12 protein-coding genes are annotated in these 15,105 nt (G+C 71.0%); 1 reads left to right on the top strand and 11 read right to left on the bottom strand.

Annotation, left to right across the window (positions count from 1 at the left end; all coding sequences use genetic code 11):
- Positions 1–2: 2 nt before the first annotated feature.
- From IE271_RS43340 to IE271_RS18640, 5 genes are all read right to left on the bottom strand, one after another.
- Positions 3–2,555, bottom strand: a complete 2,553-nt coding sequence (locus tag IE271_RS43340; protein WP_190191476.1) for a type I polyketide synthase — start codon at positions 2,553–2,555, stop codon at positions 3–5.
- Between the two features lie 115 nt (positions 2,556–2,670).
- Positions 2,671–4,164 (bottom strand): MocR-like transcription factor YczR, encoded by a 1,494-nt coding sequence (gene yczR / locus IE271_RS18625; RefSeq protein ID WP_190191477.1) that lies wholly within the window; start codon positions 4,162–4,164, stop codon positions 2,671–2,673.
- Positions 4,161–5,399, bottom strand: a complete 1,239-nt coding sequence (locus IE271_RS18630) for a ParB/RepB/Spo0J family partition protein (RefSeq protein WP_190191478.1) — start codon at positions 5,397–5,399, stop codon at positions 4,161–4,163. The genes yczR and IE271_RS18630 overlap by 4 nt, the downstream gene beginning before the upstream one ends.
- Before the next feature lie 46 nt (positions 5,400–5,445).
- Positions 5,446–5,586 (bottom strand): hypothetical protein, encoded by a 141-nt coding sequence (locus tag IE271_RS18635; RefSeq protein WP_190191479.1) that lies wholly within the window; start codon positions 5,584–5,586, stop codon positions 5,446–5,448.
- A gap of 185 nt (positions 5,587–5,771) precedes the next feature.
- On the bottom strand, positions 5,772–5,954 hold the full coding sequence (locus tag IE271_RS18640; protein ID WP_190191480.1) for a hypothetical protein: 183 nt from the start codon (positions 5,952–5,954) through the stop codon (positions 5,772–5,774).
- Positions 5,955–6,279: 325 nt separating this feature from the next.
- Here IE271_RS18640 and IE271_RS18645 point away from each other — a divergent pair, with 325 nt between their 5' ends.
- Positions 6,280–7,308, top strand: a complete 1,029-nt coding sequence (locus IE271_RS18645; RefSeq protein WP_308435187.1) for a LuxR C-terminal-related transcriptional regulator — start codon at positions 6,280–6,282, stop codon at positions 7,306–7,308.
- 44 nt (positions 7,309–7,352) lie between these two features.
- Here the strand turns inward: IE271_RS18645 and IE271_RS18650 are convergent, their stop codons facing one another.
- From IE271_RS18650 to IE271_RS18675, 6 genes are all read right to left on the bottom strand, one after another.
- A complete protein-coding gene (locus IE271_RS18650; RefSeq protein WP_190191481.1) occupies positions 7,353–7,961 on the bottom strand; it encodes an LOG family protein in 609 nt (202 codons plus the stop codon).
- A complete protein-coding gene (locus tag IE271_RS18655) occupies positions 7,958–9,253 on the bottom strand; it encodes a Zn-dependent hydrolase (RefSeq protein WP_229919407.1) in 1,296 nt (431 codons plus the stop codon). Before IE271_RS18655 ends, IE271_RS18650 begins: the two co-directional genes overlap by 4 nt.
- 31 nt (positions 9,254–9,284) lie before the next feature.
- Positions 9,285–11,429: a M13-type metalloendopeptidase gene (locus IE271_RS18660; protein WP_190191482.1), complete on the bottom strand. Its 2,145-nt coding sequence runs from the start codon at positions 11,427–11,429 to the stop codon at positions 9,285–9,287.
- 5 nt (positions 11,430–11,434) lie between these two features.
- Positions 11,435–12,667, bottom strand: a complete 1,233-nt coding sequence (locus IE271_RS18665; protein ID WP_190191483.1) for a JmjC domain-containing protein — start codon at positions 12,665–12,667, stop codon at positions 11,435–11,437.
- Between the two features lie 560 nt (positions 12,668–13,227).
- Positions 13,228–13,734: a DinB family protein gene (locus IE271_RS18670; RefSeq protein ID WP_190191484.1), complete on the bottom strand. Its 507-nt coding sequence runs from the start codon at positions 13,732–13,734 to the stop codon at positions 13,228–13,230.
- A gap of 123 nt (positions 13,735–13,857) precedes the next feature.
- Positions 13,858–15,042: a cupin domain-containing protein gene (locus IE271_RS18675; protein WP_190191485.1), complete on the bottom strand. Its 1,185-nt coding sequence runs from the start codon at positions 15,040–15,042 to the stop codon at positions 13,858–13,860.
- Between the last annotated feature and the right edge of the window lie 63 nt (positions 15,043–15,105).

The raw sequence follows: 15,105 nt of genomic DNA on the forward strand, positions 1-15,105 counted from the left end.
CGTCATCGCACACCGCCCGTGGCCACGCGCTCCACCCGGTCGGCCTGCCGCGCTCCGGCCGCCCGGTCCATGCGGTCCTCGATCAGAGCGGCGAGCCGGGATGCGGTGGGCGCCTCGAAGAGCGTGCGTGCCACGAGGTCCACCGGGAAGATCTCACGCGCCCGTGCCACGAACCGGGTGGCGATCAGCGAGTCGCCTCCGAGGTCGAAGAAGCTCTCGTCCGGCTCCACCTCGGGCAGGTGCAGGATCTCGGCGAACAGGGCGGTCACCACCTTCAGGGTCGCCGCGCCGTCGGGCAGGGCCGGCGCGGCGGAGGTGGGGGCTGCGGGTCCCGCTGCCGGTGCCTTCGTCGCCACGGTGTGCCGTTGTCTTTCGAAGGGGTACGTCGGCAGGGCGACCCGGCCGGGGCGATGCCCCTCGACCAGCGCCGACCAGTCGATGCGGGCGCCCGACAGCCACAGGCTGCCGAGTGTGCGAAGGATGTGCCGGTCCGTGTCCGGGATTCCGACCGTCTCCAGGTCCACCACGATCCGATCGGGTTCGTCCCGTGGGAGGGAGCCGGGCTGCTGGTCGCCGGTCATGGCCTGCCGCAGGTACGCGGCCCAGAACTCCGGATCCACCGCTTGGACCGGCGATGTGCTCCGCGCCCGGCCCACTCTCAGAGGCATCGCGGGAACGCGTGGGCCGGCCTGCCGCACCAGGGACGCCAGTTGTCGGGCTTCCGCCCCGTCGGCGGCCGCCGCCACCAGCAGGGCGGCGTCGGTCGGCCGGAACACTCCTGCCACGGCCGCCGCCGCCAGCGCGCCGACGCCCTCGCCCTCGACGGCGTCCGGCTGGACACCGCAGCGCTGCCACAGGCGCGCGGCGTGGTAGAGGCGCTCGAACCGGCGTCCCGTGCCGTCTTTCGTGAGCCGTTCGCCCGCCGCCGGGAATCTGAAGGTCACCGGTTCGGGGCGGGCCTCGGCCGGGGCGGTGACGAGCCGGTCCGGTTCTGCGCCCTCGAGCACGCGTATGGAGTCGGCGTGTCCCTGCACGAGCGCGAAGCGCCGGTGGCCGTGCTCCGGGCGTCCCGTCTGCAGGGTCCAGGCCACGTCCGCGAGTGGTGTCCGGGGCCTGGCGCGCAGGTGCTCGGCCAGACGATCGGTGACAGCGGCCAGGGCCTGGGGGGTTCTGGCCGACAGCGGCAGCAGGTACCAGGAGCCCGGCGGCGGTGTGGGCCGGCGGGGCGTGGGAGTCTGTTCCAGGATCACGTGCGCGTTGGTGCCGCCCACGCTGAACGAGCTGACACCCGCGCGGCGCGGCAGGCCGTCCGGCGGCCGCCACCGCTGTGTCCGGGTGACCACCCGGAACGGGCTCGCCGCGAAGTCGATCTGTGGGTTGGGCGTCTCGAAGTGCAGGCTGGGCGGAAGGACGCCGTGCTTCAGCGCGAGGACCGTCTTGATCAGTCCCGCCACGCCCGCTGCTGCATCGGTGTGGCCGATGTTGGTTTTCACCGACCCGATCCAGCAGAAGCCGCGGCGGTCGGTGTCTCGTCGGAAGGCCTGGGTCAGCGCTTCGATCTCGACCGGATCGCCCAGCGGCGTGCCCGTCCCGTGGGCCTCCACGTAGGTGCAGGTGCCCGCGTCCACACCGGCGGCGCGCTGGGCGTTTGTGATCACAGCCGCCTGTCCGTCGACGCCGGGCGCGGTGAAGCCGATGCGGTCGGCTCCGTCGTTGTTCACCGCCGAGCCACGGATGACCGCGTCCACGCGGTCGCCGTCGGCTATCGCGTCCGCCAGTCGCTTGAGCACCACGATGCCCACGCCGTCGCCGCTCACAAGTCCTCGGGCGTTGGCGTCGAAGGTCCGGCAGACGCCGTCCGGGGCCTGGATTCCCACGTCGTCGGACGGATCCGCCGGGGCCGGGTGCCTCACCGTGACACCGCCGGCCAGCGCGAGGTCGCACTCCCCGTTCAGCAGCCCCTGGACCGCGAGATGGACGGCGACCAGCGAGGTGGCGCAGGCGGCCTGCACCGCGACGGTGGGACCGCGCAGTCCCAGCCGGTGGGCGACCCGGCCGCAGAGGAAGTCAGGCCCGTTGGCCACCCGGATCTCCCAGTCGGACACGGTGGACAGCGGTCCGCGTCCGGCCGCGTCCGACGCGCGCAGGTCTCTGGTGAGTTGGGCGTACGCGTTCTCGCCGGCACCTGCGTACACGCCGACGGCGCCGCCGTGGCGCGCGGGGTCGTACCCGGCGTTCTCCAGCGCCTCCACGGCACACTCCAGGAACACCCGGTGCTGCGGGTTGATCAGTCGGGCCTCCCGGGGCGACAGGCCGAAGTAGTCCGCGTCGAAGTGCTCCGGGTCCGCCAGCAGTCCACGGGCGATCATGCCTTGCGGGGTGGTGGAGCGCGCGATCGAGTCGATCCCGCCCGTCAGGTTCTGCCAGAACTCGTCCGCGTTCCGCGCCCCGGGGAAGCGGCAGGCCAGGCCGATCACGGCCACCTGGGAGGGGATCCCGCCGTCCCGTCCCGCTTCCCGGCCCGTCGCCGTCGTCATCACGCTGAACTCGGACACATTGCCACCTCACCTGCGAAAAGATGGGAACACCGGCCCGTCGGGCCGGATCGCACCGACTGCCCCGGGCGGACCGGGGTCCGCGGACCGACGGCCCTTCCGGGCCGGCGTTTCGTCAGAACGACGTCAGTGCGTCGCCTCGTGTGGGCGCCGCGCACCTCGGTGCCCGAAGTGCCCCGGCCAGGCGCCGTACCGCCTCGGCGAGGACGTCGGGTGGCCGGGTGTACGGCAGTCGGACGTGGTCGTCCGGCGAGCCGCCCGCGACGTTGAAGTGCGGCTCCGCGGCCAGTCGTACGCCGTGCCGTCCGGCGGCGTCGGCCACCTCACGGGCGGAGATGCCTCCGGTCCTGGCCCATAGCGCGAGCCCGCCGGCGGGCACCCGGAAGGTCCAGGCCGGCAGCTCTTGGCGCAGCAGGGCCACGAGCGTGTCGCGCCCCGCGCGGGCCCGCTCCCGCTGGAAGTCCAGCACCTCGGCCTGCACGCCCGGGTCGCCCAGCAGCCGGGCGAGCACCAGTTGGTCGATGACCGGGCAGGAGACGTCGAGTCCCAGACGCTGCTCGGCCAGGTGGCGCACGGTCGGCGCATCGGCCCGGATCCAGCCGATGCGCAGTCCGCTCCAGTACGCCTTGCTCGCCGAACCGACGGTGATCACCGCTCCGGATTCGTCCGAGGCGTCGTAGGCGGCCAGTGGAGGCGGGAGCGCCGCCTTTAGCGACAGCTCGGCCACGGTCTCGTCGGCCACGAGCGTCACCCCGGCCGCCCGGGCGAGCGCGACGAGGTCACGCCGCTGCTCGTGCGGCATCAGCAGACCGGTCGGCGCGTGGAAGTCGGGGGTGAGGCAGGCCATGGAGGACTGCGTCATGTGCAGCGTCTCTCGCCACGCGGCGAGGTCCCAGCCGTCCTCGCGCAGCCGCACGGGAACCGGGCGGATCCCGGCCAGCCGTAGCGACCGCAGCATCCCCGGATGCGTCGGCGCCTCCACGACCATCCGATCACCCGGCGCGCCGAACCGCCGTGCCAGCAGTGTGAAGGCGCCGGTCGCGCCGTTGGTGACCATGATCTGCCCAGCGTCGGTGGGCAGGCCGCGCTCTGTGTAGCGGGCGGCGATGGCGACGCGCAGCTCCCACAGCCCTGCCGGGAACGCGCCGTGTCCGTCGGTGTAGGTGGAGAGCTCCGCCGCGGCACGGGCCGTTGCGCGGGACAGCCACGGCTCGGGGGCAGACATCGCGGCGACACTCAGATCGATCGGCTCCACAGCCGACGCACTGCGCGGTGCCCTGTCGGGGGCGACGAAGCTGCCCACTCCTCTTCGGCTGATCAGCCTGCCTTCGGCTCGCAGTAGCTCGTAGGCCGAGGCCACCGTTGTACGGCTCACCGCCAACGCGTCCGCCAGGTCACGTTCGGCGGGCAGCCGGCTCGTCACGGACAGCCGCCCGTCCCGCACCAGCCTCCACAGGGATGCGGCCAGCGCCCGGTAGGCGCTGTGGCCATCCGCACGCCATTCGCCGAGGAGCTCGCTCAGCTGGTGTGTGTCGATCCGGGTCCCTGCCCGCGACGGCTCCCGCCGCTCCATCTTCTCCACCTCCTCGGTACCGGCCGGGATGCTCACGCGCCGAGCGAGCCGATCTCGTCGGCCCTGTCCATGTCGGACATCTCCTCGACGTACTGCTCGAGGTCGTCGGCGAGCAGCCGCCACACCCCGGCGTATCCCTGGGCGAGCCGGGCCAGGGGCTCCTTGCAGTGCGCGGGCACTGTCGCGGCGATCCTTCGGCGTTCCCGGGCCACCAGTGCGCAGGCGTCGAGCAGACGCAGCAGGGAGCGTCCCGATTCGCTGAGGCGGAGCGAGGGGTCGCGGCGCAGCGCGTCGGTGATCCGTGCGACGTCGTCAGCAGCCACGGTCGCCGCCTTGGGCCCGGTGGGCACACGCCGCAGCGAACCGGGCCGCCTGCCGGGTACGCCGCCGGCGGGCTCCTGCCCCCGGGGCACGCCGTCCGTCGCAACGGTCGTCCGCGCCTCACCGACTGTGGACACCGCAGCCGCACCGCCTCCGGCCTCAGGCGCGGATCCCGTGCCCACCTCGACCGCAGGTACTCGGATCGCTTCTGGCCCGGCCACGTGCACGGGCCCCCTGGCCGGGGACACGCGTGCCGGGCCCGCCGGTCCCTGGCCCCGGTTCGGCACCGGGCTCTCACCGCGGCGGATACGGTTGCGTACGTCGGCGACGGTCGCCGGGGCCAGGCCCACCTCCGCCGCGATCTGCCGCAGAGAGGCGTCGGGGTTGCTGCGCAGCAGCTCGCCCGCCCGTTCCCGGCTGTGCGAGGAGTCGACAGGCCGTACCCTGCCGTCCCGCCCGACCCTGCGGTCCGACGGAGGGAGGGTCGTTTCTCTGCGTAGACGTGCGACTCGCTGCGGGGACAGGCCGGCGACGGCTGCCACGGCCCGGTCCGCCCATGTCGGACGCGAAGCCAGAATGCGTAGCGCCGCTGCCGTCCGGTCGGCTGCGGACAAGGGGCGGCCGTGTGCGGTGTTGGTCACCACCGCGAGCAGTCGGGCGTCGTCCGGCTCTCCGTCGAAGAACCGCACCGCGATACGGTCCTGTCCTCGCAGTTCGGCCACGCGCAGCCGGTGGGCGCCGTCGATGACGGTCATGCTCGCGCGATGGACCAGGATGGGCGGGAGTTCATCGGACGTCTCCGCCAGGTTGCGAATGTGCTCGGCGTCCTCACCGTGGACTCGCGGGGAGAAGCCGGTCGTGAGCATGTTGACGGGAATGTGTTCTACGGGCTGTTCCTTGGACAAGGAGTCACGCAATCGAAGCAGGTACTCCGCTTCTTCTCGCTCCATGGCCTTCCCCCTGGACGAAGCCGATTCGGTTCACGAGAAGCGGTGCTCACTGCCAGCCGTGATCTTCTTCGCCGTCCGAGAACGTGGCGGTCACGCTGATGCTCGCCTGATTCCCCTGCGGCCGGCCTTCGGCATACGCGGCCTGGGCGGTGAACCCATTCGTCACCGTGAAGAAAGCGGCGGCCACGAGTGCACCTCGTACGGCATTACGAGAAATCGAGCGGACCATTGCTCCTGCCTTTCCTCGGTAGCATTTCCTGACGGGAAAGAGATTGCCGTCTGTGGAAGTCGAGCGAAAGAGGAGTCACCGGGGTCAAACCGGCCGTGGCCTACTCAGGACATCGCACCGCCGGCCGCCGGCCCGGCCGGACCTCACGGTCCGGGGTCGGGCCGCAGCAGCGGCACCTCGGCGCGCACCAGCTCCCACTCCTCCAACTGGGGCACGAAGGAGGCCGCGTGACGCCACAGGGAGTCGGCCGCCGCCTCGGCCTCCACCAGCGAAGCGGCTCGCAGATAAAAGCCCAGGACCGGATGGGGCCGCACGTCAACGTGCACGCTGACGTGCTCGAAGCCGCTCCGACCGGTGCAGACACGGGCGATGGCCCCCGCGGCCGAAGGCGACAGCACCGCGCCGAGCGAGCGGGGCCGGAGGGATACATGGACTAGATACATGGGCGGGCCTGATTCACGTCGAACGAAAGGGACTCATTTGGACGAATCATCCATCCGTGCGACAATTTACGTTAATAGGAATATGCGCTAGACAAGGAAGATACGAATCGATTCGGTTCATTGCGACCGTCCTCTTGCTGAGTGACATCACCATCGCATAGCGTCAACCAGCCGTTTGGGCTCTCAGGCATTCCGGAGCCCGAGCTGGATGATGGACTGGGAGTTGGAGCACCTCGTAATGCTGAATTCGCTCGGACTTGACCCGGTAGCCGAATCCGTCTACCGCGCCATGCTGAACAAGCCGCAGGGGGTGGCTGATATATGCCGCTGGCTGGACCTGTCTGAGGAAGAAGTACGCAGCGCACTCGATCGCCTCAGCGCGTTGGCCCTCGTCCGCGCGTCCACCGAGGATCCTCACCAATTGCATGCGGTGAGCCCTCATGTGGGCATGGAGCTGCTGATCGCCCAGCAGCAGGCCGAACTGGCGGAACAGCAGCGGAGATTAGAGGTGAGCCGGGCGGAGGTAGCCAGATTCATTCTGGATTACGACGGGCGTCATCAGCCCGAGTCGGCTGATGCGGGCGTCACGTACCTGAAGGGTCTGGACTGCATCCGGGACCACTTGGCCATGCTCAACAGCAGAGTGTCGACCGAGCTCCTCACCTTCGCCCCAGGCGGTCCGCAGACGCCGGAGAACATGAAGGCGTCCCGGCCGCTCAACCAGCAGCTGCTCGAGCGTGGTGTGCGGATGCGCACCGTCTATCTGGACAGCATCCGGGGCGACCGTGCGACCGTGGACCACGCGCACTGGCTCGTCGAACAGGGGTGCCAGGTGCGCACGGCACCGTCCCTGCCGAACCGGATGATCATCTATGACGGGCAGTTCGCCGTGATCGCCTCCAACGCCAATGACACCGCCGCTGGAGCGGTGCAATTGAGTTCGCCGGGGATGATCACGGTGTTGCAGGCCCTGTTCGAGAGCGTATGGCAGTCCGCCGCACCGCTGGGGGAGCCTGCCCATCCGGGTCCCGGGGGCCTGACACGCCAGCAGACCGAGGCACTCAGGCTTTTGGCGCTCGGTCACACCGATGAGGCTATCGCCAAGCGGCTCGGCGTGTCACCACGCACCGCTCGTCGCATCGCCTCCGGCCTGATGACGTACTTGAACGCGCGCAGTCGCTTCCAGGCCGGAGTGTTCGCCGTACAGAAAGGATTCCTTTCCTCCCCCGTGGAGTGATGGCCCCCGGCGTACGGCGTTTCCCCGGCCCGGCTGTGCGCTCGTCACCCCACCGCCGCCGGCTCAAGGTGCGCGACGTCGTGTTGCAGGACCCCGTTCCCGGCCCCCAGCAAGCAAAGCGCCTCCTCGGCCGTCTCCGCGACCTGGATCAGCCGACGCTCGTGCACAGCGAGGAAGCCCTCGACGACCAGGTGGTCGAGCATCGCGAGCATGGGATCGTAGAATCCGTGCCGGTTGAGGACCACCACCGGCTTGGCCAGCAGCGACAGCTGGTTCCAGGTGGCGACCTCCATGAGTTCGTCCAGCGTGCCCAGGCCGCCCGGCAGCACAGCGAACCCTGAGGCCAGCCGGTACATGAGCGCCTTGCGTTCATGCATGGTGCGCACCAGGAAGACGGCGCCGGGCGCGTGGTCGGCCCGCTCGCGTTCGTGCAGGTCGCGCGGGATGACTCCGGTGACGTCTCCGCCGTGTTCGAGCACACCGTCGGCGACCGCTCGCATGATGCCCACACCACCGGCGCCGTAGACGAGGCCCAGGCCGTGGCGGGCGAGCGAGGTGCCGAAGTCCCGTGCGAAGTCGAGGTGCTCCTGCCGGGTGCCCGGGCGGGCGCCGCAGAAGACGGCGATGCTGCGGTTCTTCCTGGTCGGGTTCACAGCGTCTCCTGCGGTCCGGCCGTGCGCAGTGCGGTGCGCAGCAGCACCCGTGCCCCGGCCGCCAGGTCCTCGGGGGCGGTGTTCTCCTGCGGCACATGGCTGACGCCGCCGATGCTCGGCACGAAGATCATGCCGATTGGTGTGATGCCGGCCATGAACTGGGCGTCGTGCCCGGCCCCGCTCGGCAGTTTCTCGTGGGGCAGGCCGAGCTCGTCGGCACTGCGGACGATCGTCTCGCGCAGCCGGGGATCGGTGAAGACCGGGTCGGACCTCGTCTCGGCCACCACCTCTATCCGGGTTCCGGTCGCTTCGGCGATGTCGTGCAGCATTGCGCGCAGCGTCTCCTCGGCGTCTCCCGCGCGCCAGACGTCGGTGTCCCTCAGGTCCACCGTCATCCGCACTGCGCCGGCGATGGTGTTCGGGGTGTTCGGATAGGGGTCGAGCCGGCCCACGGTGGCCACCCGGCACAATTTCCTCTGCCGGGCGATGTGCTCCGCCGCCAGCACCACACGGGCGGCCGCGCCCAGTGCGTCGCAGCGAGCGTCCATCGGAGTGGTTCCTGAGTGCCCGGCCGCGCCCTGGATCTCCAGAGTGAGCACGATCCGTCCGGTGATCGCCTCCACGACGCCGATCCGGCTGCCGCTGCGCTCCAGTACCGGGCCCTGCTCCACATGGAGTTCGAGGTAGGCCGCCACGGACTGCTCCGGCCAGCAGGCACTGCCCAGAGCGTCGAGGTCGCCGCCGGCGAGGCGCAGCGCGTTGCGCAGCGGTCGCCCCTGGTGGTCGCACGGTTCCTCGGGAAGGTCGGTTATCCGTCCGGCAGCGGCCATGGAGCCCCAGAACGGCTGCGGGAAGAGCGCGCCCTCCTCGTTGGCGAAGGCGACCGCCACAGGTTCGTGTCGTAGGCCGACGCCGGACTCGACGAGAGTCTGGAGCACCTCCAGAGCCGCGAGCACGCCGTAGGCGCCGTCCAGCCGACCGCCGTCGACCACGGTGTCCAGGTGCGAGCCCATCATCAGCACCTGCCGGTCGGCCGTGTGCTGACCGGTGTGCCGCCGGCGCACAACGATGTTCCCCGCCGCGTCCACGGCCGGGAACAGGCCGGCGGCCCGGGCCTCGTCCATCAGATAGGCACGGGCTTCGCGGTCGGCCGCGCTGAATCCTGTGCGGGTGATGCCGCCGGTGGCGGGGTCCGCTCCTATCCGCCCCAGTTCCTCGATGCGGCGCAGCAGCCGCTCGGCGTCGATGTCGAGGGCCAGGGAACTGGCCCGTTCGACCACTGTGTGGCTCATGTGTCTTCCTCTCCCTTCCCGTAGGCGGAGTTCAGCCCAGCAGCGAGAACCGGGCTTCCGGTGGGATGTACAGACGGTCCGTCTCGGTGACGTCGAAGGCCTCGTAGAACGCGGGGATGTGGCCGAGGACGCCGTTGCAGCGGAACTCCGGCGGTGCGTGGAAGTCGTGCGCGAGCCGTTCCAGCATGCGGCCCCGGGTGCGTCCGGCCCGCCACATGGTGGCCCACGCCAAAAAGAACCGCCGCATCTGGCGCCGGTGGGGCTCCCCGCTGACGCCCAGCGATCCGAGGTGTGCGGCGAAGGCCTGCTGGGCGACAGCCAGGCCGGTGATGTCCGCGATGTTCTCGCCGAGTGTGCGTGCCCCGTTGACCCGGGCGCCGTCGGCTCCGCCGGGGGTGTATCCGTCGTACTGCCGCACCAGCAGGGCGCTGCGACGCTCGAACTCGGCTCGGTCCTCGGCCGCCCACCAGCCGTGGCGCCGACCGTGTCCGTCGTAGTGGGATCCGCGGTGGTCGAAGGCGTGCGACATTTCGTGGCAGACGATCGAGCCCAGTACGGCGATGTTGCGGAGCCGGTCGCCCGCGGCGTCGAACACCGGTGGCCGCAGCAGGGCCGCGGGGATCACCACCTGGTTCAGGCTGTGCCGGTAGTAGGCGGTGACCGACTGCGGCAGGACCTTCCAGTCCGAGTGGTCGACCGGCCCGCCCAGGCGGTTCAGTTCGCGGGCGATGTGCCAGGCGCGGGAGCGCTTGACGTTGCCCAGCAGGTCTGTGGGATCCGTGCGCAGATCCGCGCAGCCGGCCGGGACCGCCGGGGCGCCGATGTCGAATCGCATGGCGTCGAGCTTGGCCAGCGCCGCCCGCCGGGTGTCGGGCCGCATCCACTGGGCGCCCTGCAGGCAGCGGCGGTAGGTGCCGACGAGGTCGTTCACCAGGTGCCGTGCGGCGGTGAGTGTCCCGGGGGTCAGGTGTTCGCGCAGGTAGCGGTCTCCGACGACTTCTCCGAGGGCCGTCTGCACGAAGGCGCTGGCCCGCCGTGCGCGCGGCCATGGCCGCCGGGCGCCGGTGAGTTCACGCCAGTACCAGCGGAAGTGCTCGGCGAAGACCGCGCGCGGACCGAAGGGCGCCATCTCGTGCACGTACCGCCAGGCGAGCCAGAGCCGCAGCGTGTGCAGGTCCGTGCCGGCCCACCAGTCCTCGAGCGCCACCAGGAACCCCGCCGGCCGCACCCGCGCGATCGCCTCCGGGGCCGGCTCCCCCAGCCCCCGCAGCCAGTCCGCCCAGGGAAATCCGCGGTCGCGGGCGCGGAGTTCACCGACCGAGCGCTGACATTCCTCAGCGGCTCGCGGGGATGCGGGGACCGGCGAGCTGGTGTGCGGCGCTGCGCTGTCGGCGGCCGGGGCCGACGGGCGCGCGCCGGCGCCCGCGACGCCCGTGGCGGGGGGTGAGGGGGTGGCGGCTTCGGACATGTCCGCGGCCCCGTGTGCACGCATGTGGAGGTGGGCCAGGGCCGTTTCCGCGCGGACGACGTGCTCGGCGGCCTCGGCGGAGGCGGGCAGGCCGGCATGGGCGAGCATGGTGCGCACGTGCCGGGCGTAGCCGCTCAGGAGCCGTCGGTCGCCGTCGGCGCGGTAGAGCTCGGGGCGCGGCAGGCCCAGGCCGGACGCGGTCAGTGTCAGGGCGTAGCGGGAGCCGTCGGCCGGATCCACGAAGACGGAGGGCTCCAGCGCGCCGCGCACGCCCTGCGCCTGCAGCCGGCCCAGGACGAGGGCCAGCGCCCGCCGGTCGGGCGCGGTGCGGATGCCGGCCAGGTCCTCGGCCAGGGGATCCGCCTGGGACGCCTCGATGGCCTCCTCGTCCATGAAGCTCGTGTACAGGTCCGCGACCGCACGCGAGGCGCGGTCGGCGTCGTTGCCGCCTGCGGACGCGGCCCGTCGGATGAGCCGGGCGACGTCGTCCTCGACCTCCTCGGCCAGCAGCGACAGCAGCGTCGCCTCGGCGCGGTCCTCCGGCAGCACGAACGCGTCCGACCAGGGGCCGTTGGCGTATCGGTGGAAGTCGTCCTGGGGTCTCACCGAGGGATCGGTCACCAGGTCGCCGAGGCGCGGCTGCGCGCTCTCGGCCGTCGGGCGGCCGAGAGCGCAGGTGGGCCGCATCGCCCCGGTCGTCGCGTACACGGTGCTCAGGCCCCCGTCTGGCTCACGGCCTGCAGGACGCCGAGGCGGGCGAGCTGCCAGGCCGCGCGGACGGAACGGTCCTCAGGAGCGTCGGCGAGGAACTTGCCGGCCGGCAGCGAACCGCCGCGCTCCAGTGCGCGCAGGGTGTCGGCGACGGCGTCGGGCACGGCCAGCCGATGGCCGTTGACCAGCAAGGAGGTCTTGCCGTCGAGGCTCGGTCCGAGTTCGACCGGGGCCTCGGTGCGTCGCACCCGCGCCTGGGCGGTGAGAGCGTCCAGGCCGGCCAGCCGCGTGAACTCCCGCGGCCGGCCCGCACCGGCGCGGGCCCGTCCGGCCGCGGCCAGCCGCGTGGTCTCCTCGTCGGGCCGCAGCGCAGTGAGGCGGGCGCACAGGTCGGCGACCTTCTCGCGGTACCGCTCCGCCACCCGGTCGTGGTGGCCGTCGGCCGCGTCCGCGGCGGTGGTGTCGCCGAGGAACGGAACGTCGTGGAACGCCTCGTCGCGCACGAGCTCCTGGACCGTCTCCACCAGCAGGTCGCGCCAGCGCCGTGGGGCGACGGTGACCGACAGGTGCAGGGAGACCTGTTCCCTGGCGGCTGCGGCATGCGGCGTCCCGTAGGGCAGGTAGAGCATGTCTCCGGGGCGCAGCGTGGTACGCAGCGCGGGTTCACCGAGCCGGTCGGCCGGGTAGTGGACGCTGTCTCCGCGCCGGTCGGCGGGCGGCTGCCAGACCTGCCAGTCCTTTGTTCCCTCGATCTGGATGACGAAGACGTCCACCGGGTCGTGGTGCGGGGCGTACCCGTCGTGACCGGCCGGTGTCAGGAAGCCGACGATCTCGGCGGGGCAGGCGAAGGTGTCGGAGAAGGCGTCCGCGAGGTGCCGGGCCGAGGGCAGGAGGTGCTCGAGGTGGTTCCAGGAGACGGTCGCGCCGGAGCGGAACAGCTCGTAGACGCGTTCCGGTACGACGGTTTCGGCGAGTCCCGTCCCGTGGTCGCCCGTGGTGCGGGTGTAGGCCTTGCTGGAGACGCCCTGGCCGTTCCTGGCGAGGCGCACGTACGCCGGCGAAACGGCCTGCAGGGCGATGACGTCGTCGAGCTGGTCGACCGTGACCAGGTCGCGGGTCCGGTGTGCGAGCGCTCCGCGGCGCAGCAGCGGCTGTCGGTCGAAGTGCTGTGCGAAGAAGCTCTCGGTGTCGCCGACGAGGGACGCGAAGGTCCAGTCGGCAGCGGTGATCCCCACGTTCTCCGCCTCCCACGGGCGTCGGGCCGGCTCGGTCGTGTCCGGCGGGCAGTGTGTGCGCTGTCCCCGCTCGCTCCAGCGGGCCGAGAAGAAGGACTCTTCTCGGCCCGCTCAACGCGCGGTTGGGGGCGTGTGGCCGCGGCGCCGAACGTCCGGCTCGTGCCGCCCCCGGGCTGGGGGGCGGCGTTTCAGGGCGCCGCCCCCCATGCTGTACCGGGAATTACTGGATGTTGACGTAGTACGAGGTGGCCAGCAGGTCGGCGGAGGTCTCGATGAACTCGATGTCGTCGAAGCTGCGCTCCATTTTGAACTCCTTTTCTCGGTTTCTCCGGGATGTTTCCCGGCGGTGATGTAATAGTGGCCCATTTCCGGGGGGCGAGGCAATCCCTGCCGGGTGTTCAACCCCCTTTCCCGATGCGACGAATGCGGGAAGTCGATTTCTCGGGTGTTCAACTGACGCCGGGGAACGGTCGAACACCCTTTCCACGACGAAAAGGCCGTTTTTCTCCGCGCCGGCGCGGAGAAAAACGGCCTTTTCGTCGTGGAAAGGGGGGCGCGGGTCAGACGCCGACGGTTCCGTCGATGCCCTCGCGCAGGAAGTCGGCGTGCCCGTTGTGCCTGGCGTACTCGTGGATCATGTGGAGCATGACCATGCGCAGCGACACCGTCTGGTCCTTGCGGCGGTCGTGCGCGATGACGTCCAGGGACTCGGCCGCGGCCTCGATCCGCCGGGCGTGCTCGATCTCCGTCCGCCAGGCGTCGAATGCCTCCTGCCGGTCCGCCTCGCGGGCGTCGTAGGCGACTTGGAAGTCGAAGTCGTCCGACCACACGAGCGGGATGTCCTCGCCGTTGATGATCCTGCGGAACCAGGACCGCTCCACCTCGGCCATGTGCCGTACCAGGCCGAGCAGCGAGAGCGTCGAGGGCGGCATCGACTGCCGGCGCAGCTCCTCATCGGTGAGGCCCTCGCACTTCAGGGCGAGCGTCGCCCGGTGGAAGTCGAGGTAGCCACGGAGCATGTCGCGCTCGTCGGCGATCGCGGGAGGGCCAATGCGTTCGGTTGTCACTGTGATCCTTGCGTTGCTCGTCGTGTCATCGTGTCCGCCGCGTCCCCGCGGGACGCGCGTACGGCCCCACCGCACGGTGGGGCCGTACGACTGCCGTGTCCGCGGGCGGCGTACCGATCCGTACTATGCCGCCACCACTTCCAGAAGGCCGAGCCGCGCCAGGCCCTGGGCCGTCCTGGCCGCACGGGCCGGCTCCGCGCCGGGGAAGACGTCCGAGGCGATGATGTGGTCGCCCGCGCTCATTCCGGCGAGGGTTTCGGCGACCGGTGCGGGAATGGCGACCTTGTGTCCGTTGACCGTCACCTGGACGCGTCCGTCCTGATTCGCGCCGAACTCCACGTCGACGTCGGTGAGCCGGAGGGCCGAGCCCGCATCCAACGCGTCGAGTTCCGCCGTCGTCTGAAACGTACTGCCCATGGAATTGCCGGGCATGCGGCGGCCGAGGTCGGCCAGCCGGTCGAGTTCGGCCGCCGGTTCGACCGTCTCGAACCGGGTCATGAGAGCGCGCACCTTCTCCTTGAAGACTTCCTCCACGGAGTTGTCCCGGGATTCGCCGATGTACGGGAATTCGTTGAACTCCGGGGCGGCGGCGAGCTCGTCGAAGGTCTGCCGCAGCAGGTCCTTCCACATCCGCGGCCGGATCATGATGGACAGGTGGACGGAGGCGAGTTCCTCCGCCGCCGCCGCGTGCGGGGTGTCGTACGGGAGGTAGAGCACGTCGCCGGGCTCCAGCAGTACGTCGATCACCGGCTCGCCGAGCTGCTCGGCCGTGTAGGACGCGGCCTGCGCCCGGCGCACCTGCGGCGGGTTCCACAGCCGCCAGCGCTTGGTGCCTTCCGTCTGCACGATGAAGAGGTCGACCGGGTCGTGGTGCGGGGAGAAGCCCTGCTTGCCGGCCGGCGTCAGGAAGGCCACGCAGTCGGTCCGGGCGCCGAACTTGTCGCTGATCACCTGGGTGAAGCGGCGCAGCGAGGAGTCGACGTGGTTGAGGGAGCTCCACACGATGGTGGCGCCGGCGCGGAAGAGCTCGTACACCTTCTGCGCATCGACCGTGTCGGTCACGTCCGTGCCCTGCACGGTGACGGTCTTGGTGTAGCCCTTTTCGGGCACGCCCTGGCCCTTGAGGTTGACCCGCAGGTAGGGCGGCCGGATGATCTCCAGCTGGACCAGCTCGTCCAGCCTGCGCAGCGACAGCACCCCCTTGGGGTCCTTCAGGGCGCCCTTGCGCAGCAGCGGCTTCTTGTTGAAGTACTCGGCGAAGAAGACCTTCTCGTCCCCTACGAGGTCGGCGAACGTGTAGTTCGTCATGCGCTGTCCCCTCTCTCTGATGCGTGTCGGGATGTCTGCGGGTGGCGGCCGGTCGGCGTCCGG

It is taken from the genome of Streptomyces minutiscleroticus, from assembly GCF_014650875.1.
GTDB lineage: Bacteria > Actinomycetota > Actinomycetes > Streptomycetales > Streptomycetaceae > Streptomyces > Streptomyces minutiscleroticus.

Coding starts and splice junctions, on each gene's coding strand:
- IE271_RS18645 (WP_308435187.1), top strand. CDS start 6,280: ATGATGGACTGGGAGTTGGAGCACCTCGTAATGCTGAATTCGCTCGGA.
- IE271_RS18655 (WP_229919407.1), bottom strand. CDS start 9,253: ATGAGCCACACAGTGGTCGAACGGGCCAGTTCCCTGGCCCTCGACATC.
- IE271_RS18675 (WP_190191485.1), bottom strand. CDS start 15,042: ATGACGAACTACACGTTCGCCGACCTCGTAGGGGACGAGAAGGTCTTC.
- IE271_RS18630 (WP_190191478.1), bottom strand. CDS start 5,399: ATGGAGCGAGAAGAAGCGGAGTACCTGCTTCGATTGCGTGACTCCTTG.